Source organism: Halorubrum sp. Ib24 (assembly GCF_002252745.1).
GTDB lineage: Archaea > Halobacteriota > Halobacteria > Halobacteriales > Haloferacaceae > Halorubrum.
This window is the reverse complement of the sequence record NZ_NHOX01000040.1, coordinates 129,567-155,264: the sequence shown is the minus strand read 5'-3', so window position 1 is coordinate 155,264 and position 25,698 is coordinate 129,567. Positions and strand designations below refer to the sequence as shown.

The following is a 25,698-nucleotide window of genomic DNA, read 5'->3' as shown; positions in this document are numbered from 1 at the left end:
GGCGTATATAAATTGACCGTCCGCGTCCGTCGCCGGAGCGGGCCTCACTTCCAGGGCGTCCCGACGACCTCGGCCTGGATCTCGTGGCCGACGCGGAGTCGACAGTCGGACTCGGGCGCGGCGACGCAGGGGAGGACGTAGCCGGCGTCGAGGGCGGACGGCTTCAGCGCTCGCGGCGACCGTCCGTGACGCACCTCGCCGTCGAGCAGCTCCGCCGTGCAGGTGCCGCACGCGCCGTACAGGCAGCCGTACGGGAGGCCCACGTCGACCCGCTCCGCCGCGTCGACGATCGTCTCGCCCTCCGCGACGCGGATCGTCTCCGTCCCCCCGTCCGGGCGGACGAGTTCGACGGCGTGGGTCGTCGCGTCAGTCACGACCGATCACTGCCAGACGTCGCTCGTGCAGTCGCCGCCCGGCCAGCGGATCTCGTGGGCGCGCGCCGGGCCGCCGGGCGCGTCGCCGAAGTCGACGAGGAACTCCTCGTCCAGTTCCAGCCGTCCCTCGTCGGGATAGACGTCCGCCTTGAGCATGAGCGACCCCTCCTCGGCGATGTCCGGGAAGAACTGGTTGTCCCACGACGAGAACAGCGACGTCGTCCAGTAGAGCCGCTCGCCGTCCCGGGAGAGCTGGAGCATCTGCGGCGCGCCGCGGATCTCCTCGGCCTGCACCGTCTGCCGGTCGCCGAAGAGACCGCCGGCCCACACCCGATCGACCAGTCGCGGGTTGCCGGCGTCGCTCACGTCGTACATCCGGACGTCGCCGTGGAGCCAGTTCGAGAAGAACAGGTACTGGTCGTCCAGCGACAGCAGGATGTCCGTGATGAGCGGCGGCACCGGCATGTCCCAGTCCTCGTGTTCGCGCGGCTCCTCGTCGATGACGACGTCCCAGTCCCACGTGCCGTCGGTCGTCTCGTAGAAGCGGATGATGTTCGAGGAGAGCGCCGCGCCGACGTACCCCTGCGTCTCCTCCGGGTTGTGGCTCATCCGGACTTCGAGCGGAATCCGCCCCTGCTCGCCGAACTCGAGCGTCTGTACGTGCTCGCGGTCCTCCCACGACCAGATGTGGATGCTGTCGCCGTAGTCGCCCGCCTCGACGTCCTCGAGGTCGAACCCCGGGTAGTAGGTGTTCGGCGCGGCCCACTCGCTGGAGATCATGACGTCGTGGCGGGGCTGATACCAGTAGTCGTAGTTCATCTCCATCTCGCCGAGGTCGGCCTCCCAGCGGCCGTCGATGCTGAAGTCCTCCTGGTCCAGCTGGAGGAACCCGCCGGGGAGCTCGCCGTTCGCGTCGCCGAGCATGCTGATGACGACCTTCCCGCCGGGGACGCAGTGGACCGTGTGCGGGGCGGACAGGTCGTGTTCGAACACCTCCTCCGGTTCGATGACCCTCACCATCTCGGGGTTGCGCGGGTCCTCGGCGTCGATGACGTGAATGCGCGAGGAGCGCTGGCCCGGAACGACCAGGTACTGCCGAGAGAGCCCCTCGGCGTGACACGACGAGGAGCAGGCGTTCCAGCCGAAGTGGTGGAGCTCGTCGCCCTTGTTTGGCATCTCGACCGCGTCGATCAGCTCGCTGTAGGTGTCCGACGCGGGGTCGAGGTCGACGACGCCGATCATGTCCGGCCCCTCGTTCTCCATACCCACCCGTGGCGCCATCACGTACGCCGTCTTTTCCCGACTGCTCTCGGTCCGCATCGCGGCCGGCGTCGGATACCCCGGCCCCTCGACCTCGTGGTGCTCGTGACCGTGCTGTTCCGCGTCGTGGCTGGGTTCGTCGGTGCTCATCCCAGATCGCCGGTTGGCATTCAACACTATTAATAATGTAGTATCGTTTATATTCTAGTCACACAGTTATTTATCGAATTACATGTCAGTGCCGACTGACGGTCCCGAGCGCAACGACGTCCGGACGACCGGCGTCCCTCGGGTTATCGAACGCGGTAGTCGCCGCCGCTACCAGGTGAGCCCCTCGTACGTCAGGCCGTCGCACCGCTCGATTATCCGCCGCCCGTCGATCACGACGGGCTCGGCCATGGCGTCGAAGGCGTCGTCGAGCGCCGCGAACTCGTCCCAGTCGGTGACGACGAGCGCGGCGCTCGCCCCCTCCAGCGCGGCGACCGCGGAGTCGGCGTACGCGAGGTCGGGGAAGCGCTCGCGCATGGCGTCGGTCGCGACCGGGTCGTAGCCGACGACCTCGGCGCCGCGCGCCCGCAGCCCCTCGACGATCGGGATCGCCCGGGAGTTCCGGGTGTCGTCGGTGCCCGGTTTAAATGCGAGCCCGAGCACGGCGACGCGCTCGCCCGCGACGTCGACGTGCGAGTCCAGCAGTTCGAGCATGCGCTCCGGCTGGCCGTCGTTCACCGCGACCGCGGCGTCGAGCATCGGCGGCTCGTAGCCGGCTTCGCGGGCTGCTGCCCTAATTGCATCAACATCTTTGGGAAAACAACTTCCGCCCCAGCCCACCCCCGAGCGCAGGAACCGCGCCCCGATGCGGTCGTCGAGCCCGACCGCGTCCATCACCTCGTAGGCGTCGATCCCGAACCGCTTGCAGACGTTCCCCAGGTCGTTCGCCAGCGAGATTTTCGACGCTAAAAAGGCGTTGTTGGCGTACTTGATCATCACGGCGGTCTCGGGGTCGGTCCGGATCACCGGCACGTCGCCGTCGGTCGCGTCGAGCAGGGGCTCGTAGAGGGCCTCCAGCCGATCGGTCGCCCAGTCGGAGTCGGCGCCGAAGACGAGCTTGTCCGGGTGTTGGAAGTCGTCGACTGCGGACCCCTCGCGGAGGAACTCGGGGTTGGTCGCGAGCTCGACGCGGCCGGCCGCGTCGCCGGCGCCCGCCAGGAGCGCCTCGCGGACCTCGCGGACGCCCGGCGGCGTGATCGTGCTCTTGACGACGACGAGGTGGCGGTCCTCGGGGTCGCCCGCCGCGGCGGAGTCTCCTCCTACGTCCGCCAGCGCCTCGCCGGTCATCCCCGCGGCCGCGGTGAGGGGACCGAGGTCGATGCTACCGTCCTCGCGCGAGGGGGTACCGATCGCGAGGAACGTCACGTCGGCGTCGGGGACGCCGTCGTACTCGGTCGTCGCCCGGAGCCGGTCGCCCGCGTGCTCGGCCAGGAGGTCGTCGAGCCCCGGTTCGTGGATCGCCGCGCGGCCGTCGTTCAGGGCGTCGACGACGTCCGGGTCGATATCGATCGCCGTGACGTCGTGACCCGCGTCTGCAAGGCAGGCCGCGAGGGTGGTACCGACGTAACCGCTGCCGACGACGGTGACTCGCATGCCGAAACGAGCGACCCCCGACACAAAGAGCGTTGCGCGTCGCGCGGGCCCGTCCGGCCCGGGGGAGCCGATCCCGGTCGATTCTTACGGGTCCGCCTCCGAGCGATCGGCATGGTAGAGCGACCGCCGCACGGGGCCGGCGCCGAGCGAGCCGACGGCGAGCGGTCGGGCGGGGCCGTCGCGAGCGAGCGCGGTCCCGTCGCGCGAATCGGCTGGGCCCTCGTCCTCGCGCTGCTCGCGGTCCCGATGGCCGTCATCTCGGCCGGCGGCGATCTCACGGTAGTGAGCCTGTGGGGGTTCCTCAACGCGGCGGCGTCCGGCTCCGGGGTCGGCGGGTACCCCGTGTGGGCGTACTTCCTCGACCAGTCGCGGCCGTTCGCGGCGCTCCCGGCGTCGATCCGCGCGTGGCCGCTCGCGATCGGGTTCCACCTGCTGTCGGCGGCGAGCGCCGTGGCCGGCGTGGCGCTCGGGCGGGAGGACCGACGCGTCACCGGCGGCCTGCTCGTCTTAGCGGCGACCGCGAGCCTGTGGGTCTCCGTCGGGCTCGCGACGCGGTTCGGCGTCGGGACCACGTCGAGCGTCTTCACCGTGCTCCCGGTCGGCGCGGTCGCGACGCTCGCGGTCGCCGTCGTCGCGTACGGCGGCGACCTCCGCGGAGTCGTCACGCGGTGAGGCGGTCGACGGCCGCTCCCACATCGACGGCGTTTATATAGGCGGCCGCGGAAGCACGCGCCATGACGACGCTGCCGAACGTCGTGGCCGTCACCGGGATCGCGGGGCTGGCGACGGGGCTCGGCGCGCTGCCGGTGTTCTTCCGGGCGGGGGTGACCCACCGGGTGTACGACGCCGCGCTCGGCCTCGCCGCCGGGCTGATGGTCGCCGCCAGCGTCTTCGGACTGATCGTCCCCGGCATGGAGGAGGGGACGCTCCGGGCGGTGATGTCGGGGGTCCTGCTCGGCGGGGGCGTGCTGCTCGGCGGGAACTACGCGATCCCGCACCTCCACGCGCAGTACCGCGAGTGGCTCCCCGAGGGCGGCGCGACCGGCGACGACGCCGCCATCCAGACGGGTGACGGCCCGACGGCGGACGAGCCGGGCGTCGAGGTCGACGCCGACGGCTCTCCGTCTGCGGTCGCCGCCGCGCGCGAGGTGACGCTCCGGAAAGCCGTGCTGATCGGGGGAGCGATCACCCTCCACAACGCCCCCGAGGGGTTGGCGATCGGCGTCGCCTTCGCCTCCGGGTTAGAGGAGGTCGCGCTGCTGCTCGCGGTCGTGATCGGCCTCCAGAACGTCCCCGACGGGTTCGCGTTCGCGGTGCCGATGGCGGACACCGGGATGTCGAGCCCGCGGGTGCTCTGGTACACCACCCTCTCGGGGGTGGTCCCGCAGGTCGTCGCCTCGGTGTTCGGCTTCTCGCTCGTCGGGCTCGCGGCCGGTCTCTTCCCGGTCTCCGCCGGCTTCGCCGCGGGCGCGATGCTCGCGGTCGTCTTCCGGGAGCTGATCCCCTCCTCGCACGGTCACGGCCACGCCGACGCCGCCACCGGGGCGTTTCTCGTCGGGTTCGTGCTCCTCGTCGTCGTCGACGCGGTCGTCGTGGTGTGAGCCGCGCCGACCCGCGACAGCTTTTCGAGCCGCGAGTGGCAGGACCCGACCATGTCCGCCACCGTGTCGACGCCGACGGCCGACGAGACGTGCGCCTACTGCGGCTCGCGCATCTTCGAGCACGACCCGATCTGCGTGCGCGACTGCGACGACGACTGCGGGTCGCCCGCCTATTTCTGCAACTACGCCTGCCTCTCGGCGCACATCGACGAGGAGGACCTCACCGCGGGGAACGCCTGCGAGTGGTCGCCGGGTGAGTGACGCGGCGGACCGGCGGACGCTCGCTCGCTACTCGTTGTCCGGACTGCTCGGGTGGTAGTCGGTGTCGTACTGCCCCGGGTTGCCGTCGACGCGGTCGGGGTTGATCCGGCCGGCGAGCAGCATGAAGTCGAGGACGGTGCAGTACAGCATCGCCTCGACGACGGGGACGGCCCGCGGCGGGAGGACGGGGTCGTGACGCCCCACGACCTGCACCTCTTTCTCCTCGCCCGTCTCCCAGTCGGCCGAGCGCTGCTTCTTCGGGATCGAGGTGGGCGCGTGCCACGTCGCCTCGCCGTAGATCGGCTCGCCGGTCGTGATCCCCCCCTGGAGCCCGCCGTGGTCGTTGCCGACGGGGACGGGGTCGCCCTCCTCGCTCTCGACGTGGTCGAACGACTCGCCGTCGTCGAACGTCCAGTCCTCGTTGCGGTCGCTGCCGGAGACGAGGGTCGCGTCCGTCCCGAGGCCGTACTCGACGCCGGTCGTCGCCGGGATGGAGAACATCGCCTGCCCGAGCCGGGCGGGGAAGCTGTCGAACCGCGGGGCGCCGAGTCCGCCGGGGACGCCGCGGCACTCGAAGTAGATAGAGCCGCCGATGGAGTCGCCGCGCTCTTGATACCCCTCGATCAGCTCCTGCATCTCGGCGGCGGCCTCGGGGTCGGCGCAGCGCACGTCGTTCTCCTCGCTGTGCTCGAGCAACTGCTCGAAGCTCACGGGCTCGGCCTCGACGTCGCCGATCTGGTTGACGTGCGCTTTGATCTCGACGTCGTGTTCGGAGGCGTCGAGCACCTGCTCCGCGACCGCGCCCGCGGCGACCCAGTTCACCGTCTCGCGCGCGGAGGAGCGCCCGCCGCCGCCCCAGTTGCGCGTGCCGAACTTCGCGGAGTAGGTGTAGTCGCCGTGCGAGGGGCGCGGCGCCGTGACGTACGGCTCGTACTTCCCGGAGCGCGCGTCCTTGTTCTGGATCACCATGCCGATGGGCGTCCCGGTGGTGTAGCCGTCCTGGACGCCGGAGTTGACGACGACCTCGTCGGGCTCGCCCCGGGAGGTCGTGATCATCGACTGGCCCGGCTTGCGCCGGTCGAGCTGCGCCTGGATCGCCTCCTCGTCGAGCTCGACCCCCGCGGGGACGCCCGAGACCGTCACGCCCATCGCGTCGCCGTGGCTCTCGCCGTACGTCGTCACCTGGAAGAGCCGACCGAACCGGTTCCCGTTCATACTCGCACGTGTGGCCGGGGGCATATAGGGGTTGCAATCCGCGCAACACGACGGGCGGCCGGTCGGCCGCGGCCGGGACGGGCGCCGCGCGGTCGACGCCTCGCCGCGACCGACGGGAGTATATAAGGCGACGCCGTTGATGGGAGCGTGCGCGAACGTCTCACCTCCGACCTCGGCGTGTACGCCCTCTCGGGCCTGTTCTCGCTGGTCGTGTTCGCCGTGGCGCTGGGGATCCTCTCGCGGACGCTGCCCGGCGGGCTCGGCTCGCGCCAGCTCGTCGGTCTCGTGGTCGGCTACCTGCTGTTCATCGGCGCGTACACGGCCGCGTGGTTCATCTACAGCGAGATCGACAGCCGCGAGCAGATCTGACGCGGCGGCGTCCCCTCTGCCGTCGAGAGCGCGTCTGCCGAACGACTTTCACGCCGGCCCCTGAGTGACCGGTATGACGTGGGACACCATCACGCTCGACGTCGACGCGGACGGCGTCGCGACGCTCACCGTCGACCGCCCGGACCAGCTCAACGCCCTCACCGTCGACACGCTCGAAGCGATCGGGGAGGCGCTCGACGAGGCCGAGGCGGACGGCGCTCGCGCGCTGGTGCTGGCCGGCGCGGGCGACGAGGCGTTCGTCGCGGGCGCGGACATCTCCTACATGGTCGAGCTGTCGACGCCGGAGGCGCAGGCGTACGCCGAACTCGGCCACGGCGTCGCCGACGCGATCGAGTCGTTCCCGGCGCCGACGGTCGCGGCGATCGACGGCTACGCGTTCGGCGGCGGCTGCGAGCTGGCGCTCGCCTGCGACCTCCGGGTCGCCGCCGAGAGCGCCGTGCTCGGTCAGACCGAGATCGACCTCGGCATCATTCCGGGGTGGGGCGGCACCCAGCGGCTCTCGCGGCTCGTCGGCGACGAGACGGCCAAGCGGCTCGTCTTCCTGGGCGAGCGGATCGACGCCGCGGAGGCGGCCGAGGTCGGCTTCGTCGGCGAGGTCGTCGCGGACGACGCGTTCGACGACCGGATCGACGAGCTGGCGGGTGAGCTGGCCGCGAAGCCCGCGTTCGCGACCCGCGCCGCGAAGGAGGCGCTCAACGCGGTCCACGACGGGACCCAGAAGGGCGGGCTCGCCCTCGAACGTCGGGCGTGGGCCGGGCTGTTCGGCACGCACGACCAGCGCGAGGGCATGCGCGCGTTCCTCGAGAAGCGCGAGCCGGAGTTCGAGTAACTGCCGGCCGAGAACGCCGAGGAGACGGTCGGGGTCGACGCGGTCGACACCGCTGCGACCCGTGACACCGAGGTCCACGGAACCGGGGGATCGCCACGCTTTATTAATCCGCCCGAGTACCGGCGACATGGACCAGTTGCGGCAGTCGCTCCTCGACGCGCCGATCATCGAGAAAGGCGAGTACCAGTACTTCGTCCACCCGATCAGCGACGGCGTCCCAATGCTCGAACCGGAGCTGCTCCGGGAGATCGTCATCCGGATCATCCGGAAGGCGGAGCTGGAGAACGTCGACAAGATCGTCACCCCCGCGGCGATGGGGATCCACATCTCCACCGCGCTCTCGCTGATGACCGACATCCCGCTGGTCGTCATCCGCAAGCGCCAGTACGGGCTCGACGGCGAGGTCCCGCTGTTCCAGGAGACGGGCTACTCCGAGTCGGAGATGTATATCAACGACGTGGAGGAGGGCGACCGCGTGCTCGTGCTCGACGACGTGCTCTCGACGGGCGGCACGATGAAGGCGATCCTCGACGCGCTGACGAACGAGGTCGGCGCGGACGTCGTCGACGTCGTCGCCGTGATCAAGAAGGCCGGCGACAACGAGCTCGACGACACCGACTACAACGTGAAGACGCTGATCAACGTCACCGTCGAGGACGGCGAGGTCGTGATCGTCGACGCGCAGGGCGACGACTAGGGAGCTGTTCGGTTTTAATCACTCCGTCAGTCGAGCCCCGTCGAACTCTCTATCAACGGACACGACGGACCTGCTGCATACAGAGGATTTCAACAGAGCCGCTTCTGAAAGTGCTGGCATTCCGTGGTGTCTCATTCCAGTTTCCGCACACTCCCCCCGCTCGTATGTGTACGAATATGGAATGCCAGCAACGTAGAGTCCCGCTTTAGCAACCAAAAAGATACCGTATCACACACTTATCGCGTACTCACTCGCCTAGCTGCGGACTACCTGCGTAGCGGCCTGCACGCGAATCCCTTATTCGACTACAAAATACCCTCCTCAGCCGAGAATAGAACTGCTACAGGCTGAATACAGCTATCTATTGTAGGATTTCCAGGTAACGAACACGATTCGCTAAGAGGTGGTGTGATGAGAGTCGACCCTCATAATGATAAGATTGGCTCTGTTGAAATACTTAAGAACTGATAGAATCGGCGTGCGAGATTCAGAGAGTGAGTTCAGCACGACTACTTGATGAAGTTCATACTCTACCTGACCGAACCGCCATCCAGAACGTGTATATAATCAGATAGGTGAATCCCTTCCGCAAATAGGAATTGGACGTGTGAATTACTGTGCATCCATAGTTCGTTCGAGAATTTTGAGACCGATATAGACGGTACCTCCTACGAAAAGACCGTTTAGGACTACGCGTGCGACTTCAGATTCCACAAACGGGATGTGTATAAATAACGTGGCTCCCACACTAAGAGCTGTAAGAATTCCTGCAGCAAAGGCTAATCTGAGATTGGTCACAGTAGCGTTCTACTGGTTGAATACATAGTCCTAGTGTTTTATTGACAGGGTTTGTCTATAGTCAACGGTCCACTCTTCGCCTTTATCGACCGATTGGCTGTTCGCAATCTGCCCCCTCTTCATACGAGACACGCGCTCTGTACGCAGCACAGCCGCTGACACCTGTCATTAGCGACGGATTTCGACAGAGCCGTCTCGTCGACGAACGGGCGCCGATCCGACGGCCTGCTCGGAGACGTGCGCCACAGTCCTGACGAGGCAACTGATAAACCCCGCGTCCGCCCGTCGTCGCTGCCGGGCGCGGGCGCCTTTTATGTCGCGGTCGTGAATGAGGAGTACACATGAGTAGCGCGCTGTTCGTCGTGAGCGAGGAAGGGTACTGGGCCGAGGAGTGCATCGAACCGCTGACGACCCTCGAAGCGGAGGGCGTCGACGTGACGGTCGCGACGCCGTCGGGGTCGCCGCCGGTCGTCGACGAGCGGTCGCTCGATCCGGAGGCGGCGGGCGGGGAGGAGCGGGTCGCGGAGCTCCGCGAGGTCGACGAGGAGCATCCGGGGCTCAACGATCCGGAGCCGATCGCGACGGTCGAGGCCGCGGGATACGACGCGGTCGTCTTCCCGGGCGGCCACGGCACCGTCTGGGACGTGAACCAGGACCGGCACGCGCGCCAGCTGCTGCTGGACGCGGTCGGCGGCGACGATGGCGTCGCGCTCGTCGTCTGTCACGCGGTCGGGATCCTGGCGTTCACCCGCGAGGCCGACGGGACGCCGCTCGTGGAGGGCCGCTCCGTCACCGGCTTCCCGAACGACTGGGAGGACGGCATCGTGGACGACCACGACGTGATGCCGGACGGCCGGAAGCTCCCGTACTGGGTCGAAGACGAGGTCGTCCTCGCCGGCGCCGACTGGGACGCCGAGCTGGACGCCGACACCAGCGTCACGGTCGACGGCGACCTGATCACCGCCCGCGGCCCGGGCTCCTCGGCGGCCGCGGCGGCGACGCTGCTGGACGAGCTGTAACCCCGTCGCGCGCGAATCGCCCGCGTTTCGGACGGCTCCGTGTCCGTCCGCAGGCCTCGTTACGGCTATAGACGGCTATAGACCGCTATTACCGAGGTTTATGATCGGCCGCGACGAGTGGCGGGCATGGCCTCGACAGAGCGGATCGGCGAGACGTCGATCGGGACGTACCGGGAGTACGTCATGGACGTCCGCGTCGTCGAACTGGACGGCGGACGCTACCGGTTCGAAGCGCCGCGTCACGACGGGATCGAGTTCGGCGACGCCGAGACCGCCGAACTCTACGCCGACATCTACTTCGACGTCAACGGGTTCGAGGAGGCCGGTACCGGCGATCGGGGCGTCCCGCCGATCATCATCCAAGCCGGCCGAGACACGCTCGCGGCGTACCTCCTCACCCAGCCGTACGCGGACCGTCAGTGGGTCGGCTCGTTCATGGGCGTCCAGCCCGGAAAGATAGAGCGATACGCATCGCGAGTCCGGAAGCGGGCGGACAACATCCGGCGGAACGTCTCGGAGATGGAGGACGCGGAGACCGATCTCTGAGCGGGACGAACGCAGTTCGTTTTCGGCGGGACGTACGGACCGTCGGGAGGCGGGGCCAGCGCCGCGGTTGTTTCCTCTCGGCTGAACGGGTAGCGGTACGGCGGCCGACGCGAGCGGACCCGACGGGTCACGACCGCGGTGGATCGGTCCGTTCCGCTTCCGTCGGCTATATAGCGACGGTAACCGCTCTAATCAGGGGTGTTAACCTATTATAAACGGGTTTTACGCTGGGATGCGCGCCCCCATGTGGATGGTTAACCAATCCAAACGGCGTCTGATGAAAGCCTCCGTCGCCGCCCTGGTCGGCGCGGGGGTCTCGGGCGCCGCGAGCGGAGCGGAGGATAGCTACCGGGGGTACAGCCCCGCTGACTCGACGGACGACGAGGACACGCAGACCTCGGGCGCACCGAGCGTCGTCGGTGACCTCAAGCGGTTCTCGACGACGGCCTTCGGCGCGGAGATGACCGGACCGTTCGTCTTCGAGGACGGCTCGCTGCTGATCAGCGTCCAGCACCCGAGCCGCGACAACCCGGCACCGTACGACAGGGCCGGAGTCGGCTACTACGAGGGGTTCCAGTTCTCGTTCGATGGGGAGAACGACGACTTCAGCGAGTCCCCGGCCCCGGTCGAGGAACAGCAGGACGGCGTCTTCGCCGCCGCCGGCGACTTCGAGTACCTGATCCGAGAGGGGGACGCGATCAACGGCGGCACCGAGCGCTGGGGGATCACCCAGACCCCCGACGGACGGGACGTCACGACCGAGAACTTCGCGGGCACGACCTACGGCGACTCGGGGTACAACCCGGACGCCAACCACTTCGTCGCGACGGACGACGACGGGACGGAGGGATTCCTCTTCACGAACGACGAGAACAGTCCCGGGAACGTCATGCGGACCCCGCTGTCACAGACCGAGGACGGCGAGTGGGAGGCCGACGCCGAGAACGCGATCAACGCGGTCAACACGGACGCGTTCCGAGAGATCGGCGGGACCCGTATCAACTGCTACGGCGACCTCAGCCCGTGGAACACGCCGCTGTCCTCCGAGGAGAACTACGCCCACCCCCGAGCGAACCTCACGGGAACGATCGGCGATATCGTCGAGGCCGGCGACGGCGAAGGACTGCGCGGGGCGGCCTACTTCTGGAACCGGCCGAACCCCTCGGAGATCCAGCCGGCGGTCAACGACTACGACGAGGTCGACGGCTGGTACGTCCAGGGCTACTGGAACATGACCGGCGTCGAACACCTCGCCTACCACCTCGGCGCCGAGCCGGTCGAGTCCGGCGACGGGAACCCGATCGAACCGATCGGGGACGTCTACCCCAACCCGTACCGCTACGGCTATCACGTCGACGTCCGGAACCCGACGGCCGCCCCGGGAGAGCTCGAACCCGTCAAGTACTACGTGATGGGTCGGGCCGCGTGGGAGGCCCCCGATTTCCTCCCAGACGAGCGGACGGTCTACGGCTGCTCCGACGGCGACAGCAAGGGCATCTACAAGTTCGTCGCCGACCGACCGATCTCGAGTTACTGCGATCCGATGGACGTCGCCGGGACGCTCTACGCGCCGAAGATCACCAACGACGAGGCCGCGTCCGGGAAGTCGCCGGCCGAAGTCCCCCTCGACGTCGAGTGGCTGCCGATGGGACACGCCTCGAACCGGGAGGTCGAGTCGTGGATCGCCGAGTACGACGGCGTCACCCAAGTCGACTACCTCGAGAGCCACGCCGATTGGAGCGAGGGCGACGAGGTCACCGAGGCGGTCCTCAAGCAGGCGGATCTCGAAGTCATCGCGAACGGCAACGAAGATTACGTCTCGGACGAGCAGATCGTGGAGTGGGCCGAGCAGTACGCGGAACGGGGTCCGGACGGCGTCAACGAGGAGCTCAGGCGGGTGCCGTTCATCGAGACGCGGGCCGCGGCCAAGGAGATGGGCGCCTCCATCGAGTTCAACAAGGCGGAGGGCGTCGACAGCGTCGACGACGCCGAGCCGGCCGACTACGTCTACTTCGGCATCTCCGAGTTCAACGACGACCTGGCCGGTCCGACCAACGACGGCGGCGACATCGCGCTCGACCGCGTCGACGGCGGCGTCGTCTACCGCGCCGAGCTCGGGCCGCGATACGACGTCTCGACGCTCGAACCGGTCGTCGTCGGGCCCGACTTCACCAGCGAGGAGGCGATGAAAGACGTCGACGATTCGCTGCGCAACGTCGACAACGTCTACGCGATGCGCGACGGCCGCGTCCTCCTCTGTGAGGACGGCTGGCGGGGCGGGAACCGAAGCTACCCGAACGACGCGATGTACGTCTACGAGCCCGAGGAAACCGAACGGCGCGGGCCACCCGGTGGCGATCCGCCGGGCAACGGGAACGGCGGCGGAAACGGGAACGGGAACAGCGGTGGGAACGGCGGCGGAAACGGGAACGGCAACGGAAACGGGAACGGCGGCGGAAACGGGAACGGCAACGGAAACGGGAACGGCGGCGGAAACGGGAACGGCAACGGAAACGGGAACGGCGGCGGAAACGGCGGATAGGTTCGGGACCGCGGTCGCCCGTTGAGCGCTCGCCGTTTCGTTGGCGGCCGGGTTCGCGCCGGGACCGGTCCCTTCCGTCGTCGTGCGCTTCGGCCCTCCCACGGGGGTCGACCGCGGGACCGCCGGTTCCCGGTCGGGCTACCGAATCACGAACGCCGGCTCTCCGATCCGTTCGCTCTTGCACTCCGGGCACCGCGACGGCTCGTTGACCGGGTCGTCGAAGCCGTCGAAGCCGCAGTCGCGGCACTCGGGCGGCGCGACGAGGAACCGCTCGTCGGCGTCGTCGTCGTCGACCGACCGCGAGACGTGGTCGAGGTGCTCGTACACGACCGGCGTCGGCAGCGACAGCGACTCGCCGAGGTCGCTCGCGGTCGCCGGGCCTTCGCGGAGCGTCTCGGCGATGCGCTGACGGGTCGTCTCCATGCCGGCCGTTCGCGGGCGGTGAATAAAACGGCGGCGGGAAACTGCTCGCCCGACCCTCACTCCGCGGGCCGCGGCGCCAACGCCACCAGCGCGACGCTCTCCTCGCGCGCGGTCGGTTCGACCGTGGACTCCCCCCCGAACCGGAGGATCTCCCCGGCCTCGACTCGGTGGAGGTCGCCGTCGAGGGCGACGTCGACGGCGCCCTCCAGCACGTGGAACAGCACGGTCCGGTCGGGATGCTCGTGTCCAGGCACGCGCTCGCCCGCCTCCAGCGACAGCCGGATCGTCTTCGGCTCCCGCCCGGGGAACGCGTCCGCGTGCGGCTCGCCGTCGAGGTCGGCGATGCGAGCCCGGTCGGCCCCGGGAGCGTCCCGGTCGGCCGCCTTCGGGAACTCGGCGACGAACCGAGAGGGGCCCTCCCGCTCCGACTCGTAGCCGTCGGCGTCGAACGCGGGCCTCTCGACCGCCATCTCGTGGTACAGCGGTTTCGGATCGTGGTCGTTGACGACCGTCAGCGTCTCACCCGGTGCCAGCTCCTCGAAGGCGCCGTGTATCCGGCCGTGTCGCTCGCTCGGCGGGAGGTCTCGCACGTCGAGTTCGGTCATACGCGTTGGATTCCCCGCGACCCCTATGTGCGGTGTCGCGAACACGTTCGGGCCGCACCGGCGGTGGTCGGGGCGGGACGGGTGCGGTCCGCGACCGGGACGGCACGGGTCGGTCGAAGCAGCGGGACGGCTCAGGCCAGCCACAGGAGCCGGACGTTGCTCGCGGTGAGGTACGTGCCGACGAGCGTCAGGAGGACGGGCGGGAAGTAGTAGAGGAGCGCGTCGCCGTCGCGGGCGCCCGAGACGCTGATCCACAGCATCACGAGGTAGACGGCGATCTTCAGGGCCACGAGTCCGGAGAGCCCGAAGGAGTCGAGCGCGAAGACGACGACCGGGTTCGCCTCGTCGATCGTCGGGACGTACTCCAGGAAGGCGATCGTCGAGACGACGTCGCCGACGCCGTACGTCGCGGTCGCCGCGATCCACAGCCAGTAGAACTCCTGCGGCCGGCGGCTGTACGCCGGGCGACGTCGCCGTCGATCGCGGGACCGGGACACGGTTCGAGGTGTCGAGGCGACGACGTGAATCTGCCGGTTCGCCGCGGTTGGCCGGTGGGGTCGCTCCGCCGCGGTCGCGCCGCCGAGCCCGCCCGCGCCGCCGAGGCCGCCCGCGCCGCTTCCGGATCGTTCAATGTCGGCCGGCCGGAGGGATCCCCATGGGCACGCCACTGGAGCCGCGGGCGGAGCAGGTCGAGGAGGTCCTCGACCGGCTGTACGAGGAGTACCCGGACTCGACCATCTCGCTGAACTACTCGAACCGGCTGGAGCTGCTCATCGCCGTGATCCTCTCCGCGCAGTGCACCGACGAGCGCGTGAACGCTGTGTGCGCCGACCTCTTCGAGACGTACGAGACGCCCGAGGAGTACGCGAACGCGCCGCAGGAGGAGATGGCCGAGGCGATCAACTCGATCACCTACTACAACAACAAGGCGAAGTACATCCGCTCGGCGTGCGCGGACATCGCCGAGAAGCACGACGGCGAGGTGCCCGACACGATGTCCGAGCTGACCGACCTGGCCGGGGTGGGACGGAAGACCGCCAACGTCGTCCTCCAGCACGGCCACGACGTCGTCGAGGGGATCGTGGTCGACACCCACGTCCAGCGGCTCACCCGGCGGCTCGGTATCACCGAGGAGGAGCGCCCCGAGGCGATCGAGCGGGACCTCCTCGACGTCGTCCCCGAGAGCGACTGGCAGCAGTTCACGCACCTCATGATCGACCACGGGCGCGCCACCTGCACCGCGATCAACCCGGACTGCGCCGACTGCGTGCTCGCGGACGTCTGCCCGTCCGAGAAGGGCGACGCCGAGGTCGACCTCGCGAGCGGAGAGGCGTGGTAACGGGTCCGCGCGACCGACGGGAGCGATGAGCGAGCGTCGCACGCGTATTTAAACACCCCTTCGAACGGGGGGTCTCCCCGAATGCCTCCACGCGAGAGGGAACTCGCTTCGTAGTTTATCTTCCATACCGGCGTACTCGCAAGTGAGGAGAGACGCTATGTCAACCAAAACCACAAACGAGTTCGGCGGGGAGATCGGCGGCGTCACGCTACTGGGGAAGGCGCACTCGCTGTCGGCGCTGTTCATCGTGATGCTCCGAGCGACGATCGGCGGGATGATCCTGTTCGCCGGGCTCGGGAAAGCGACCGGCGAGCCGTTCGACGCCAGCGGCTACCTCGTTCACGCGCCCGACGCGGCGAGTCCGGTCAGCGGCCTGTACGCCGCGATGGGCTCGACGCCGTGGTTCGTCGAGTTCGCGAACGTGTTCGTCCCGGCGGCGCAGCTGCTCATCGGGACGGCGCTCATCCTAGGCGCGTTCGTCCGGCTGGCCGCGCTCGGCGGCGCGATGCAGATGGCGCTGTTCTACCTCGGCGGGTGGAGCGGCGACGCCCTCGCGCTGTTCGACTCGACGCTGGTGTACGCGGTCGTGTTCCTCACGGTCGCCGCCTTCGGCGCGGGTCGCGTCCTCGGGCTGGACGCCTACATCGAGCGGATCGAGGTCGGCGGCGAGGCGCTGACGGAGAAGTTCCCGGCGCTCCGCTACGTCCTCGGGTGAACGAGGGCGACGCCTAGCGCGTCGGTCGGGTAGCCGCGAACCGCCGACTCGTCTTCAGACCGTTCGGTTCTCCGGCCGCTTCGTCGCCGAGCGTCGACGCCGGCGACCGTGTCATCGCACGGACTCGGCCCCGACACCGGCGCTCCGTTTCGGGTTCCATTCGATATAAGAGCGCGGGGGCGAAACGGAGCGGTAATGGATCTCGGTTCGCGGGACGCGTTCGCTCGGATGGGGACGCTCGGCATCGAGGAGGAGTTCTACATCGCGGATGCCGACGGTCGCCCGACGTCCGGAACCGACGACCTCGTGTACGGCCGCGACCCGCCGAGCGCGGTGCCCGACGGGTTCGACCACGAACTGTTTAAATGCACCATCGAGGCGCAGACCCAGCTGATCGAGGACCCCGCGGACGCCGAGGACGCCCTGTCGGCGGTCCGGGAGGCGCTCGTCGACCACGCCGCGGCCGACGGCTACCGGATCGCCGCCGCGGGGCTCCACCCGGCGGCGAAGTGGCGCGAGCTGGACCACGTCGAGAAGCCGCGCTACAAGGCGCAGCTCGACCGGATACGGTACCCCCAACACCGCAACACCACGGCCGGCCTCCACGTCCACGTCGGCGTCGACGACGCGGACAAGGCGGTGTGGATCGCCAACCGCCTCCGCTGGCACTGCCCCGTGCTGCTCGCGTTGTCGGCGAACTCCCCGTTCTGGAACGGCTTCGACACGGGGCTCGCGTCGGCCCGCGCGAAGATCTTCGAGAACCTCCCGAACACCGGGATCCCCTCCGCGTTCGACGACTTCGACGCCTTCCAGCGCTACGAGCGCCGGATGGTCGAGACGGACTCGATCGCCGACCGCGGCGAGCTCTGGTTCGACGTGCGCCCGCACACCGGCCACGGCACCGTCGAGGTGCGCGCGCCCGACGCCCAGCGCGACCCAGATGTCACCCTCGCGCTGGTCGAGTACGTGCACGCGCTCGTCGTCGACTACGCGGAGCGCTACGACGACGGCGAGCCCGCGCCGGCGCTCCGCCGCGAGCTGTTAGACGAGAACAAGTGGCGCGCGATCCGCCGCGGGCACGACGCCTCGTTCGTGGCCCGGAGCGGCGAGGAGACGGTCTCCCTCGGCGAGGTCGTCGACAGTGAGTGCGACCGGCTCGGGATCGACGGGATCCGCGGTGTGTACGACGCCGAGAGCGGCACCGAGCGCCAGCGGCGGCTCCGCGAGGAGTCCGGGCTCGACGCGCTGTGCGAGGACCTGGTCCTGTCGACGTGAGGCGGGCCGGGCGGCGACGGTGCCGGATCGTCGATCGCCGCGACTTCCGTCGGAACGAAAGCGACGAGAAACCCTTTTGGGCGCGCGGACACCACTCACAAGTATGACGAGTGACGAGTTCGACGACGACCCCGCCGCGGATCCCGACGGCGGCGCCGCCCTCGGGGCGGGAGAGGGAGGAGACGAGTCGCCGACAGAGCGGACCCGCGAGGAGCTCCGCAAGACGAGAGAGCGGCTCGGCGAGGGGGCCGACAAGGCGGTCAAGGGGTTCGACGACAACGTCGTCGACCTGCTGGCGTGGCTGCTCGACACCGAGACCCGGGCTCGGATCTACGTCTACCTGCGGGACAACCCGCGGAGCACGAGCGACGAGGTCGCCGACGGCACCGGCCTCTACCCGAGCACGGTCCGCGAGGCGCTCGCGGAGCTCCACGACGAGGAGAAGGTCGAGCGAGACAAGCGCGAGGCCAGCGGCGCCGGCAACAACCCCTACGAGTACGAGGCGATCGCGCCCAGCGAGCTGGTCCGGGGCGTCGTCGGCGACGTCCAGCGCGAGCTGAACGCCGTCTTCAACCTCGACCGACGCCTCGGCGGCGAGTCGCCGGACGGCGACCTGGAGCCCGTACAGATCTCCGTCGGTGGCGACGAGAGCGGGGAGGGACACGACGCGGACGGGGACGCCGGGGGACACGAGGCGGACGACACCGCGGCGAACGACGAGGACGACGCCGCGAGCCGATAGCGACGACGCGGCGGGCACCGAACGGCGAAGAGGACGCCGCGACGGTTCCGAGTTCGGGACACTTTAAGTTCCGCCCGCGCAACCGACGGGCATGAACGTCGCGCTTGGTGGCACGTTCGACCCCGTTCACGACGGCCACCGGAAGCTGTTCGAACGGGCGTTCGAGCTGGGGGACGTCACCGTCGGCCTCACGTCCGACGAGCTCGCGCCGAAGACCCGACACGTCGAGCGCTACGTCCGCCCGTACGACCGCCGCAAGCGCGACCCAGAGGCCGAGCTGGCGCCCCGGGCCGAGGAGTACGACCGCGAGTTCGCGGTCCGCGAGCTCACCGAGCCGACCGGTATCGCCGTCGAGCCGGAGTTCGACGCCCTCATCGTCTCCCCCGAGACGAGGGCGGGCGGCGAGCGGATCAACGAGATCCGCCGCGAGCACGGGCACGACCCGCTCGAACTGGTCGTCGTCGACCACGTCCCGGCCGAGGACGGCGAGCGGATCTCGTCGACGCGGATCGTCGCGGGCGAGATAGACGAGCACGGCAACCTGACGCCCGACCGCGAGGGTCGCGGCGCGACCCGGCCGGAATGACGGCCGACGACGACCCCGGACGGCTCGCCCGCGTCGCGGTCGGAGAGACCGGATTCGAGCGCGCGGCCGTCTGGAGCGCGGTCGGCTTCGCGGTCTCGTACGTCGCCTTCGACGCGGTCGCGCTCGCCGGCGAGGTCGGGGGCCTGACTCCCGCCGGCGTCGTCGCGCCGGTCGCGGCGGTCCTCGCGGCGCTGACCGCCGTCGGAACGACCGCGTACGCCGCGGTCGGCGCCGGCGCGCTCCCCGCGGTCCTGCTCGCGTACGGCCCCCTCGCGGCCGCCCTCCTGCGGACGATCGGACCGACGCCGTACGCGATCCCCCTCGCCGACCCGCTCCCCTTCGCTGTCGCCATCGCCGAGCCGCTCGGGGTCGCCCTCGCGGCCGCGGTTGCAGTCGGCCTCGCCGGCTACGCGATCGGCCGGGTCGTCGCCGGTATCGGCGGCACCGACGGGGAAACGGACGAGTCGGCCGGCACGGACGGGTCCGCCGCCGCCGCGAACGGAGACGGGGAAGCGGGCGCGAGCGACTGACGCGAACGCGGGCGCAGGCGACCGAGTCGGACCTTACTCCCCGTCGAGCTTCCCGTTGAGCACCTTCGCCGCGACGAGGACCGGGTCCCACACCGGGCTGAACGGGGGCGCGTACGCCAGGTCGAGCCGCTCGACCTCGGGGACGGTCATGTCGGCCTCCAGCGCGGTCGCGAGCGTGTCGATCCGGATCGCGGCGCGGTCGGGGCCGACGATGCTCCCGCCGATCAGCCGCCCGGTGTCGCGGTCGGCGACGAGGGTCACGTCGGTCGGCGCCGCGCCCGGGTAGTAGCCCGACCGCGAGCCGGCGGTGACTGTCTCGCGGACCGGATCGAAGCCGGCCTCGCGGGCCGCTTCCGCCTCGACGAGGCCGACGCGACCGGCCTCCATGTCGAACGCCTTCACGACCGCGGTGCCCGCGACGTCGCCCACCGGCGAGGGGTCGCCCGCGACGGTGGCGCCGATCGCCCGCCCGGCGCGGTTCGCGGTGAGGCCGAGCGGGATCCACGCCGGCTCGCCCGTCACGGCGTGCCTCGCGGTCGCGCAGTCGCCGGCGGCGTACACGTCGGGGAGGCTCGTCCGGCCGTGCTCGTCGGTCGAGATCGCGCCGCCCTCGCCGAGCTCGACGCCGGTCCCCTCCAACAGCTCCGTGTTCGGCCGGATCCCGACGCCGACGACCGCCATGTCGACGGGGAACGTCTCCCCGTCGAACGCCACGGCCTCGATCCGGTCGTCGCCGACGAGGCCCTTGACCGGGCTCCCCGTGTGGACGGTCACGCCCTCGTCGACCAGCTCCGCCTCGACGCGCTCGCCGACCGCCTCCCCGAACGGCGGGATCAGGTGGTCGGAGCGCTGGAAGACGTGGACGTCGAGATCGCGGCCGGAGAGCGCCTCGGCCATCTCGACGCCGACGTAGCCGCCCCCGACGATCGCCGCCGTCTCGGGGGCCGGCATCGCGGCGTTGCGCTCGACGCGCTCGCGGTCGACCGCGCTCACGTCGGCGCGGTCTGGGTCGTACGCGTCGGGCTCAGCGATGTACGCGTCGATCGCGGCCGCGGCGTCCATGTTGTGGAGGGTAAAGGCGCCGTCGACCCCGCGCACGTCGAACGGCCCGGTCGACGCGCGCCCGCCGGTCGCGACGAGGAGGTCGCCGTACGACTGCTCGAAGGCGTCGCCGTCAGCGGGTTCGACGGTGACGGTCTTCCCGGCCGGGTCCACCGCGACGACCTCGTGGCCGCGTCGGAGGTCGATCCCGCGCTCGTCGACCTCGCTCGGGGACAGCGAGAGGAGGTCCGACATGCGCTCGATGCGGCCCTCGATGAAGTACGGCGTCCCGCAGTAGGCGTACGAGATCCATCGGCCTTTCTCGAAGACGACGACTTCGCGGTCGGGCGCCTCGCGGCGGAACTTGCTGGCCGCGCTCAGCCCGGCCGCGTCGGCGCCGACCACGACGAAGGGATCGCTCATGAATTCGACGACGGCGGGACCGTATAAAAAGGCACTCCGCGGGTGCGGACCGGGCGCCCGATCACGGGACGGCCGCCCGGGCGTCGACGGTGAGACGCGACAATCGCGACAGCCGTTACCTAGGCGTCGTCGTCTGCCAGCCGCGACAGGGTCTCGCGGGCGTTCTCGACCGCGGCCTCCTTCTTCGCCGGGTACGCCTCCACCTTCGCGCGAACGGTGATTCCGGGGCCGAGCCGGACCTCGCCGCGGAACGCGGCCTGCTTGTCGACGCGGAGGAACAGCGCGCAGTTGTCGTCGACGCGCTGGTCGAGCTCGTCGATCACGCGGTCGACGTCGTCGAGGTCGGCGAGCGCGTCGAGCACGTGGCGCATCCCGTCCGCGTTCTCGATCCGGGCCGAGAGCACGACGATCCGGTCGCCGTGGTGGCCGACGTTCTCGACGCGGTCGAGCTCGGCGTCCTCCGGGAGGAACCTGCGGAGGGCGTCTTCGACCCGCTTCTCGTCTTCGGTGGCGTACGAGAACGCCCGGAGGTCGACGTAGTGGAAGGGGACTTTGGGCATTGCGGGTCGGAAAAGGGGTCGGTTACTCCTCGCTCTCGACGGCGTCGAGCGCGTCCTCGGGGACGCCCGTCTCCTGGCCGTCCTCGAAGCTGACCGTGTAGGTCGCGTCGCCGAACATCGTCTCCATCACCTGCGTGATCGTGCCCGTCTCGCCGTCGTACTCGCTGTGTTTGTCGTGGAGCACGACCTCGTCTTCCTTCTCGAAGCTCATGCGCGTTCGTTCCGGTGGGACGCTTAAAAGCGCGCGGATCCGGAGCGGCGGACCGTCCCCGGGTCGGGGCGACGGACCGGATCCGCGCGTCGCACCGCCGACGGTCACGCGACCGCGAGCAGCACGGCCGCGATGGACACCGTCAGGACGACGCCGACCGCGACCGAGACGATCGCGCTGTCGACCGCGATCGCGATCGCGACGCCGGCGGCGACGGCGAGGAGGCCGAGGACGGCCCCCGGCACGCCGCCGCGCTTCACGAGGCCGACGACCGCGTTCGCGGCGCGCTGCCGGGGCGGGGGGTCCGGCGGCCGCTCCGGCGGCTTCGTGAGCGTCTCGTCGATGACGATCTCGTCCGGCCCGGAGTCCGGCGGCGGGTCGAGTCTGACGTCGACGTACCGGGTGTTCGAGCCGTAGCCGGTGACGATCTTCAGCTTCCCGACGGTCGGCTCGTCGACCTCGTCGGCGGTGACGTGGACCCGTCTGGTCGCCTCGTCGTCGACGTAGTGGTTCGTCTCGCCGATCGAGAGCGCTCGGTCGAGTTCGTCGTCGAAATGCAGGTGGACGTGCGTCGATCGGCCGAGATTCTCGAGGGCGATCGAGAAGTGACCGGTCGTCGCGAACCGGTCCGGTGCCCGGATCGAGTGGACGGCGTCCCCGTTCAGTTCGACGGCGAGTGTCGGCACGGACGAGTCGACGAACTCGCACTAAAAAAAGATGTAGTACGATTGCGGACTATGCGGCCGCCTCCTCGCGCATGTCCGGCGGCAGGAGGTTCGGGATCCCGTCCTCGATGGGGTACGTCTCGCCGCACTCGGTGCAGGTGAGCGTGCCGGCGAGGATCTCCTCGTCGTCCCGGTCGTCGACGTCGAGTTCGAGGTCGGCCTTGTCGAGCGGGCAGCAGACGACATCCATCAGTGATTCCTTCATACCACGCAGTTCGCGTGGACCGATAAAAAAGCGTGCGGGTCCGGTGCGCCGAGGCGAGCGCGACGGATCGCGGAGCGGAACCGCTGCGGGCTCCCGGCCGGCTTCTCCCGACGGACTTGCGACGACTGCGACGTGTACCTCCGCCCCGGCAAGACGGGGCGCGTCCGGCTCCGCCCCGGCCGCGTCGTCGTGCGCTGCCGCGAGTGCGGGTCGACGGCGCGGTACCCGTTCGACTGACCGCGGCGCGAGCCTCGCGCCCGCCCCCGGGGCTGCCGCCGTCGCCACGCTTTATGACTCGACGGCGAGTGGAGCGGGATATGGACTACCGACGGCTCGGCGACACCGGACTGAGCGTCTCGGAGCTCTGCTTCGGGACGTGGCGCTTCGGGCGGGAGACGAACGGCGTGGTCGAGACGGGGCGCGAGGAGGCCCACGAACTGCTCGACGCGGTCGAAGAGCACGGTATCAACTTCATCGACACCGCGAACGTCTACGGGAGTCCGAACGGCACGAGCGAGGAGTACGTCGGCGAGTGGCTCGCGGAGCGCGACCGCGAGGACTACGTGATCGCCTCGAAGGTGTACTTCCCGTTCGACGGGCGCGGCGAGCCCGGCCCCAACGACTCGGGGCTCGGGCGCAAGCACATCCGCGCGCAGGTCGAGGGGACGCTCGACCGGCTCGACACCGACTACCTCGATATCTACTACATCCACCGCTGGGACGAAGAGACGCCCATCGAAGAGACGATGCGCGTCCTCGACGAGCTCGTCTCCGAGGGGAAAGTGCACTACCTCGGCGCGTCGACGATGGCGGCGTGGCAGCTGACGAAGGCGCTGTGGACCGCCGACGCCAACGACTACGCCCGGTTCGACGTGGTCCAGCCGCTCCACCACGCCGGCTACTACGAGGACGTGAGCGAGTACCTCGACGTCTGTATCGACCAGGACATCGCCGTCTGCCCGTACTCCCCGCTGGCGGGCGGGTTCCTCACCGGCAAGTACGAGCGCGCCGACCCGGACGACCCCGAGCAGGTGATCGCGCCGGACGGGTCGCGCGCCAGCTTCGACGACCGGTTCGAGCGGTTCTACCTCTCCGAGCGCGGCTGGAAGGTGCTGGACGCGGTCCGCGAGGTCGCCGCCGAGCTCGACGCCACCCCGGCGCAGGTCGCGCTCGCGTGGCTCACCGAGTGGGACGAGTTCACCTGCGTCCCCATCGTCGGCGCGCGGACGACCGACCAGCTCGCGGAGAACGTCGCCGCGACCGACCTCGCCCTCTCGGACGCGCAGTGGGACCGGATCATGGACGCGCGGTACGCCCCCGACGGGGCGCTCTGGGGGCACTAGTCGAGCGGGGCGGGACGGCGGGCGCCGCTGGCGAGCGGGGCGCTACTCCTCGAAGTCGGGCAGGTCGTCGGGCGCCTCGAAGTCGGCCTCCCAGTCGATGTACTCCTCTTTGAGCGTCTCGCAGACGATCTGGCCGAGCTCGGTGAGCCCGGCGTTGATCGCGGAAACGGTCCCCCACGAGTCGAGGTCGGGGTGGAGGTCGCGCTCCTTCCAGTCCTCGGGCAGCCCGGGGGCGTGGTAGCCGACGCGGTCGGCGAAGTCGTCCCAGAAGAAGTCGAAGCGGGAGACGAGCCCGAGGTCGACGGCGATCTCCCAGTCCGCCTCGTCCATGTCGCTCCCGGCGGCCCACTCCTCGAAGGCGTCCTCCCACGCCCCCTCTTGGAGGAGCGCCTCCAGGTCGTCGCGGCGGTACTCGCCGCCGGCGACCTCCGCGTCCTCGTACTCGTTCGGGTCCACGGCGGCGAGCTCGGGCGGCTCCGGCGGGTCGACGTCGAGGCTCATACCCCCACTCCGCGCCGGCGACTCAAAACGGTACGGGGCTCGGGGACGGACGGGACGGGAGAGGGGCGGAAGATGGACGGTGGAGCCGGGCGGTCGGCGGTGCCGCCGGCGCCGATCCGGTCCTTTTACCGCGGTCCCCGACCGACCGACGGGCATGAATCTCCGCGACGTCTCTCGCCGGACGGGGATCGCCGCCGGCGTCGTCACCGTGGTCGTGCTCGCGGCCCCGTACGCGCTCGTGTCGGGGTACGCGACGCAGCTCGCCGGCTACTACGCCGCCGGCACCCTCGGCGCCGGCGGGATCGCGCTGTTCGCGCTGCTGACCGCCGTCGTCGTCGCCTCGGTCGAGGAAGGGAACCTCGACCCGGGGACGCTCGCGGGCGTCGCGGTGATCCTCGGCGTCGTGACCACGCTCAGCGCGGGGACGTGGGCGCTCGCCGTCGAGCCGACGACGATGTTCGGCGACTACCGCTGGCTGCAGTGGCACGCGCCCGCCGTCGTCGCCGTGTCGGTCCCGCTCCCCGTCTCCGCCGCGGTGTACGCCCGAGCGCTGCTGTCGTAGGGAGGGCGCCGCCGAACGAAAGGCCCTTATGCCGGACCCGAGTATCGTCAAACGGACTAGGTCGGGCGGTTAGGCCCCGCTCGTCACCCGTGAGGTAGTCTTTAGCGGGGACCGAACAGCGGGCGCGTCCGGTCAGACCGGCGCGGGCCCCGAGAGCCAACGTGGAAGCCTCGTCCGCCGGGGACAGCGGTCCGTGGCGCCCGCTCGCAGGAGCGGTCCGTCGCGGTTCGTCGGCGATATCGGGTCAGGCGCGGAAGCGAGCAGCCCATCGCCGAACGCCCGTCGCTCGTCGGGTCGCGGGGCGGAGAAGGCAACCGGGATACCCCGCGCCGGAACGCCGGGCCACCCCGCCTGTCCGCCATTCATACGCGTTTTTGCTCCGTGAGCGTGGGCTATCCTCGATCGGTGACACAGACGTTCGTTTAAATGAGATTGACTCGGGATCGGGGGTGAACACCTCCAAAGCCCCAGCCACGAGGAGCGCGCACGCTCGCTGCGCTCCTCAGTCGCTCGTTCCACTCGCTCCCTGCGGTGTCGCCGGCGGCTTCGCCGCCGGCTGCCCGTGGCGCGTAGCGCCACGCTGCTTGCGTCGCCTCCGCGCTCCTCGTGGCTGCCCCTTTGTGTCCCACCCGACCGCACAGCACCGCAACCTCACGCCTCCCCAGCCTCGTCGCCGGACTACGTCCGGCTGCAAGCGAGAGCTTCGCTCTCGCCCTGTCAGTCGCCCTCCGCGTCGCTC

The 25,698-nt window shown here is 69.7% G+C and carries 30 protein-coding genes, 1 other RNA gene and 1 pseudogene; 19 read left to right on the top strand and 13 right to left on the bottom strand.

All coding sequences use genetic code 11. The features are described 5' to 3' along the window. Nucleotides 1-44: 44 nt before the first annotated feature. The 3 genes from DJ82_RS10865 to aglM form a co-directional block, all read right to left on the bottom strand. Complete coding sequence (locus tag DJ82_RS10865) at nt 45-374, bottom strand: 2Fe-2S iron-sulfur cluster-binding protein (protein ID WP_094528285.1); 330 nt, start codon at nt 372-374, stop codon at nt 45-47. Between the two features lie 6 nt (nt 375-380). Continuing rightward, complete coding sequence (locus DJ82_RS10860; protein ID WP_094581783.1) at nt 381-1,784, bottom strand: selenium-binding protein SBP56-related protein; 1,404 nt, start codon at nt 1,782-1,784, stop codon at nt 381-383. A gap of 168 nt (nt 1,785-1,952) precedes the next feature. Beyond that, entirely contained in the window at nt 1,953-3,275 is a 1,323-nt protein-coding gene (gene aglM / locus DJ82_RS10855; protein WP_094581782.1) for a UDP-glucose 6-dehydrogenase AglM, read from the bottom strand. 111 nt (nt 3,276-3,386) lie between these two features. Here aglM and DJ82_RS10850 point away from each other — a divergent pair, with 111 nt between their 5' ends. The 3 genes from DJ82_RS10850 to DJ82_RS10840 all read left to right on the top strand — a co-directional run bounded on the left by DJ82_RS10850 (nt 3,387) and on the right by DJ82_RS10840 (nt 5,137). Beyond that, nucleotides 3,387-3,947: a TIGR04206 family protein gene (locus tag DJ82_RS10850; protein WP_094523414.1), complete on the top strand. Its 561-nt coding sequence runs from the start codon at nt 3,387-3,389 to the stop codon at nt 3,945-3,947. Between the two features lie 62 nt (nt 3,948-4,009). Continuing rightward, entirely contained in the window at nt 4,010-4,876 is an 867-nt protein-coding gene (locus DJ82_RS10845) for a ZIP family metal transporter (protein WP_094523412.1), read from the top strand. 51 nt (nt 4,877-4,927) lie between these two features. After that, the gene (locus DJ82_RS10840) at nt 4,928-5,137 is read left to right on the top strand and encodes a hypothetical protein (protein ID WP_094523410.1); all 210 of its coding nucleotides are present in this window, start codon (nt 4,928-4,930) and stop codon (nt 5,135-5,137) included. A 27-nt stretch (nt 5,138-5,164) separates the two neighbouring features. Here the strand turns inward: DJ82_RS10840 and aroC are convergent, their stop codons facing one another. Beyond that, complete coding sequence (aroC, locus tag DJ82_RS10835; protein ID WP_094581781.1) at nt 5,165-6,352, bottom strand: chorismate synthase; 1,188 nt, start codon at nt 6,350-6,352, stop codon at nt 5,165-5,167. 147 nt (nt 6,353-6,499) lie between these two features. On the opposite strand from aroC, the gene DJ82_RS10830 reads away from it, so the two are divergent. From DJ82_RS10830 to DJ82_RS10805, 6 genes are all read left to right on the top strand, one after another. After that, a complete protein-coding gene (locus DJ82_RS10830) occupies nt 6,500-6,721 on the top strand; it encodes a hypothetical protein (RefSeq protein WP_094523406.1) in 222 nt (73 codons plus the stop codon). Between the two features lie 73 nt (nt 6,722-6,794). Further along, nucleotides 6,795-7,571, top strand: a complete 777-nt coding sequence (locus DJ82_RS10825; protein WP_094528280.1) for an enoyl-CoA hydratase/isomerase family protein — start codon at nt 6,795-6,797, stop codon at nt 7,569-7,571. A 127-nt stretch (nt 7,572-7,698) separates the two neighbouring features. Beyond that, nucleotides 7,699-8,268 (top strand): hypoxanthine/guanine phosphoribosyltransferase, encoded by a 570-nt coding sequence (hpt, locus tag DJ82_RS10820; protein ID WP_094523402.1) that lies wholly within the window; start codon nt 7,699-7,701, stop codon nt 8,266-8,268. A gap of 1,139 nt (nt 8,269-9,407) precedes the next feature. Beyond that, a complete protein-coding gene (locus DJ82_RS10815; RefSeq protein WP_094581780.1) occupies nt 9,408-10,085 on the top strand; it encodes a DJ-1/PfpI family protein in 678 nt (225 codons plus the stop codon). A 126-nt stretch (nt 10,086-10,211) separates the two neighbouring features. After that, nucleotides 10,212-10,631 (top strand): hypothetical protein, encoded by a 420-nt coding sequence (locus DJ82_RS10810; protein WP_094528278.1) that lies wholly within the window; start codon nt 10,212-10,214, stop codon nt 10,629-10,631. 250 nt (nt 10,632-10,881) lie between these two features. Next, complete coding sequence (locus DJ82_RS10805; protein ID WP_094581779.1) at nt 10,882-13,173, top strand: alkaline phosphatase PhoX; 2,292 nt, start codon at nt 10,882-10,884, stop codon at nt 13,171-13,173. 138 nt (nt 13,174-13,311) lie between these two features. Here DJ82_RS10805 and DJ82_RS10800 read toward each other — a convergent pair whose 3' ends face one another. The 3 genes from DJ82_RS10800 to DJ82_RS10790 all read right to left on the bottom strand — a co-directional run bounded on the left by DJ82_RS10800 (nt 13,312) and on the right by DJ82_RS10790 (nt 14,698). Next, nucleotides 13,312-13,596 (bottom strand): transcriptional regulator, encoded by a 285-nt coding sequence (locus DJ82_RS10800; RefSeq protein WP_094581778.1) that lies wholly within the window; start codon nt 13,594-13,596, stop codon nt 13,312-13,314. A gap of 56 nt (nt 13,597-13,652) precedes the next feature. After that, entirely contained in the window at nt 13,653-14,201 is a 549-nt protein-coding gene (locus DJ82_RS10795) for a DUF2249 domain-containing protein (protein ID WP_094581777.1), read from the bottom strand. 131 nt (nt 14,202-14,332) lie between these two features. Then, complete coding sequence (locus DJ82_RS10790; RefSeq protein ID WP_094523390.1) at nt 14,333-14,698, bottom strand: hypothetical protein; 366 nt, start codon at nt 14,696-14,698, stop codon at nt 14,333-14,335. A 158-nt stretch (nt 14,699-14,856) separates the two neighbouring features. Here DJ82_RS10790 and nth point away from each other — a divergent pair, with 158 nt between their 5' ends. The 6 genes from nth (at nt 14,857) to DJ82_RS10760 (ending at nt 19,388) form a co-directional block, all read left to right on the top strand. Continuing rightward, nucleotides 14,857-15,540, top strand: a complete 684-nt coding sequence (gene nth, locus DJ82_RS10785; protein ID WP_094523388.1) for an endonuclease III — start codon at nt 14,857-14,859, stop codon at nt 15,538-15,540. Nucleotides 15,541-15,697: 157 nt separating this feature from the next. After that, a complete protein-coding gene (locus DJ82_RS10780) occupies nt 15,698-16,255 on the top strand; it encodes a DoxX family protein (protein ID WP_094581776.1) in 558 nt (185 codons plus the stop codon). A gap of 195 nt (nt 16,256-16,450) precedes the next feature. After that, nucleotides 16,451-17,530, top strand: coding sequence for a glutamate--cysteine ligase (locus DJ82_RS10775; RefSeq protein WP_094558566.1), 1,080 nt, complete (start codon nt 16,451-16,453; stop codon nt 17,528-17,530). 103 nt (nt 17,531-17,633) lie between these two features. After that, nucleotides 17,634-18,272 carry a winged helix-turn-helix domain-containing protein gene (locus DJ82_RS10770; protein ID WP_094581775.1) on the top strand — a complete coding sequence of 213 codons (639 nt, stop codon included), beginning with the start codon at nt 17,634-17,636 and terminating at the stop codon, nt 18,270-18,272. Between the two features lie 91 nt (nt 18,273-18,363). After that, the gene (locus tag DJ82_RS10765) at nt 18,364-18,858 is read left to right on the top strand and encodes a phosphopantetheine adenylyltransferase (protein ID WP_094581774.1); all 495 of its coding nucleotides are present in this window, start codon (nt 18,364-18,366) and stop codon (nt 18,856-18,858) included. Beyond that, nucleotides 18,855-19,388, top strand: coding sequence for a hypothetical protein (locus DJ82_RS10760; RefSeq protein WP_094523378.1), 534 nt, complete (start codon nt 18,855-18,857; stop codon nt 19,386-19,388). Before DJ82_RS10765 ends, DJ82_RS10760 begins: the two co-directional genes overlap by 4 nt. Nucleotides 19,389-19,421: 33 nt before the next feature. Here DJ82_RS10760 and DJ82_RS10755 read toward each other — a convergent pair whose 3' ends face one another. The 5 genes from DJ82_RS10755 to DJ82_RS10735 form a co-directional block, all read right to left on the bottom strand. Continuing rightward, nucleotides 19,422-20,852 (bottom strand): FAD-dependent oxidoreductase, encoded by a 1,431-nt coding sequence (locus DJ82_RS10755; protein WP_094581773.1) that lies wholly within the window; start codon nt 20,850-20,852, stop codon nt 19,422-19,424. 119 nt (nt 20,853-20,971) lie between these two features. Next, the gene (locus DJ82_RS10750; RefSeq protein WP_094523374.1) at nt 20,972-21,412 is read right to left on the bottom strand and encodes an RNA-binding protein; all 441 of its coding nucleotides are present in this window, start codon (nt 21,410-21,412) and stop codon (nt 20,972-20,974) included. Between the two features lie 22 nt (nt 21,413-21,434). After that, on the bottom strand, nt 21,435-21,623 hold the full coding sequence (locus DJ82_RS10745; protein ID WP_004050211.1) for a hypothetical protein: 189 nt from the start codon (nt 21,621-21,623) through the stop codon (nt 21,435-21,437). Nucleotides 21,624-21,727: 104 nt separating this feature from the next. After that, nucleotides 21,728-22,309 carry a hypothetical protein gene (locus DJ82_RS10740; RefSeq protein WP_094581772.1) on the bottom strand — a complete coding sequence of 194 codons (582 nt, stop codon included), beginning with the start codon at nt 22,307-22,309 and terminating at the stop codon, nt 21,728-21,730. Nucleotides 22,310-22,358: 49 nt separating this feature from the next. Next, a complete protein-coding gene (locus DJ82_RS10735; RefSeq protein WP_198948054.1) occupies nt 22,359-22,553 on the bottom strand; it encodes a methytransferase partner Trm112 in 195 nt (64 codons plus the stop codon). 54 nt (nt 22,554-22,607) lie between these two features. On the opposite strand from DJ82_RS10735, the pseudogene DJ82_RS10730 reads away from it, so the two are divergent. Both DJ82_RS10730 and DJ82_RS10725 read left to right on the top strand, forming a co-directional pair. Continuing rightward, nucleotides 22,608-22,790, top strand: a pseudogene (locus tag DJ82_RS10730) (ribonuclease P protein component 4); the annotation flags it as partial. A gap of 80 nt (nt 22,791-22,870) precedes the next feature. Beyond that, the gene (locus tag DJ82_RS10725; protein ID WP_094524242.1) at nt 22,871-23,896 is read left to right on the top strand and encodes an aldo/keto reductase; all 1,026 of its coding nucleotides are present in this window, start codon (nt 22,871-22,873) and stop codon (nt 23,894-23,896) included. Nucleotides 23,897-23,938: 42 nt separating this feature from the next. Here the strand turns inward: DJ82_RS10725 and DJ82_RS10720 are convergent, their stop codons facing one another. After that, on the bottom strand, nt 23,939-24,397 hold the full coding sequence (locus DJ82_RS10720) for a hypothetical protein (protein WP_094524243.1): 459 nt from the start codon (nt 24,395-24,397) through the stop codon (nt 23,939-23,941). A gap of 154 nt (nt 24,398-24,551) precedes the next feature. On the opposite strand from DJ82_RS10720, the gene DJ82_RS10715 reads away from it, so the two are divergent. Next, on the top strand, nt 24,552-24,959 hold the full coding sequence (locus tag DJ82_RS10715; RefSeq protein WP_094581771.1) for a hypothetical protein: 408 nt from the start codon (nt 24,552-24,554) through the stop codon (nt 24,957-24,959). Nucleotides 24,960-25,008: 49 nt separating this feature from the next. Then, nucleotides 25,009-25,320, top strand: an RNA gene (gene ffs, locus DJ82_RS10710) — signal recognition particle sRNA. The last annotated feature ends 378 nt before the right edge of the window (nt 25,321-25,698 follow it).

Coding starts and splice junctions, on each gene's coding strand:
- nth (WP_094523388.1), top strand. CDS start 14,857: ATGGGCACGCCACTGGAGCCGCGGGCGGAGCAGGTCGAGGAGGTCCTC.
- DJ82_RS10825 (WP_094528280.1), top strand. CDS start 6,795: ATGACGTGGGACACCATCACGCTCGACGTCGACGCGGACGGCGTCGCG.
- DJ82_RS10770 (WP_094581775.1), top strand. CDS start 17,634: ATGACGAGTGACGAGTTCGACGACGACCCCGCCGCGGATCCCGACGGC.
- DJ82_RS10850 (WP_094523414.1), top strand. CDS start 3,387: ATGGTAGAGCGACCGCCGCACGGGGCCGGCGCCGAGCGAGCCGACGGC.
- aglM (WP_094581782.1), bottom strand. CDS start 3,275: ATGCGAGTCACCGTCGTCGGCAGCGGTTACGTCGGTACCACCCTCGCG.
- DJ82_RS10775 (WP_094558566.1), top strand. CDS start 16,451: ATGGATCTCGGTTCGCGGGACGCGTTCGCTCGGATGGGGACGCTCGGC.
- hpt (WP_094523402.1), top strand. CDS start 7,699: ATGGACCAGTTGCGGCAGTCGCTCCTCGACGCGCCGATCATCGAGAAA.
- DJ82_RS10860 (WP_094581783.1), bottom strand. CDS start 1,784: ATGAGCACCGACGAACCCAGCCACGACGCGGAACAGCACGGTCACGAG.
- DJ82_RS10795 (WP_094581777.1), bottom strand. CDS start 14,201: ATGACCGAACTCGACGTGCGAGACCTCCCGCCGAGCGAGCGACACGGC.
- DJ82_RS10845 (WP_094523412.1), top strand. CDS start 4,010: ATGACGACGCTGCCGAACGTCGTGGCCGTCACCGGGATCGCGGGGCTG.
- DJ82_RS10810 (WP_094528278.1), top strand. CDS start 10,212: ATGGCCTCGACAGAGCGGATCGGCGAGACGTCGATCGGGACGTACCGG.
- DJ82_RS10760 (WP_094523378.1), top strand. CDS start 18,855: ATGACGGCCGACGACGACCCCGGACGGCTCGCCCGCGTCGCGGTCGGA.
- DJ82_RS10800 (WP_094581778.1), bottom strand. CDS start 13,596: ATGGAGACGACCCGTCAGCGCATCGCCGAGACGCTCCGCGAAGGCCCG.
- DJ82_RS10715 (WP_094581771.1), top strand. CDS start 24,552: ATGAATCTCCGCGACGTCTCTCGCCGGACGGGGATCGCCGCCGGCGTC.
- DJ82_RS10840 (WP_094523410.1), top strand. CDS start 4,928: ATGTCCGCCACCGTGTCGACGCCGACGGCCGACGAGACGTGCGCCTAC.
- DJ82_RS10720 (WP_094524243.1), bottom strand. CDS start 24,397: ATGAGCCTCGACGTCGACCCGCCGGAGCCGCCCGAGCTCGCCGCCGTG.
- DJ82_RS10755 (WP_094581773.1), bottom strand. CDS start 20,852: ATGAGCGATCCCTTCGTCGTGGTCGGCGCCGACGCGGCCGGGCTGAGC.
- DJ82_RS10805 (WP_094581779.1), top strand. CDS start 10,882: ATGGTTAACCAATCCAAACGGCGTCTGATGAAAGCCTCCGTCGCCGCC.
- DJ82_RS10815 (WP_094581780.1), top strand. CDS start 9,408: ATGAGTAGCGCGCTGTTCGTCGTGAGCGAGGAAGGGTACTGGGCCGAG.
- DJ82_RS10750 (WP_094523374.1), bottom strand. CDS start 21,412: ATGCCCAAAGTCCCCTTCCACTACGTCGACCTCCGGGCGTTCTCGTAC.
- DJ82_RS10765 (WP_094581774.1), top strand. CDS start 18,364: ATGAACGTCGCGCTTGGTGGCACGTTCGACCCCGTTCACGACGGCCAC.
- DJ82_RS10725 (WP_094524242.1), top strand. CDS start 22,871: ATGGACTACCGACGGCTCGGCGACACCGGACTGAGCGTCTCGGAGCTC.
- DJ82_RS10780 (WP_094581776.1), top strand. CDS start 15,698: ATGTCAACCAAAACCACAAACGAGTTCGGCGGGGAGATCGGCGGCGTC.
- DJ82_RS10735 (WP_198948054.1), bottom strand. CDS start 22,553: ATGAAGGAATCACTGATGGATGTCGTCTGCTGCCCGCTCGACAAGGCC.
- aroC (WP_094581781.1), bottom strand. CDS start 6,352: ATGAACGGGAACCGGTTCGGTCGGCTCTTCCAGGTGACGACGTACGGC.
- DJ82_RS10745 (WP_004050211.1), bottom strand. CDS start 21,623: ATGAGCTTCGAGAAGGAAGACGAGGTCGTGCTCCACGACAAACACAGC.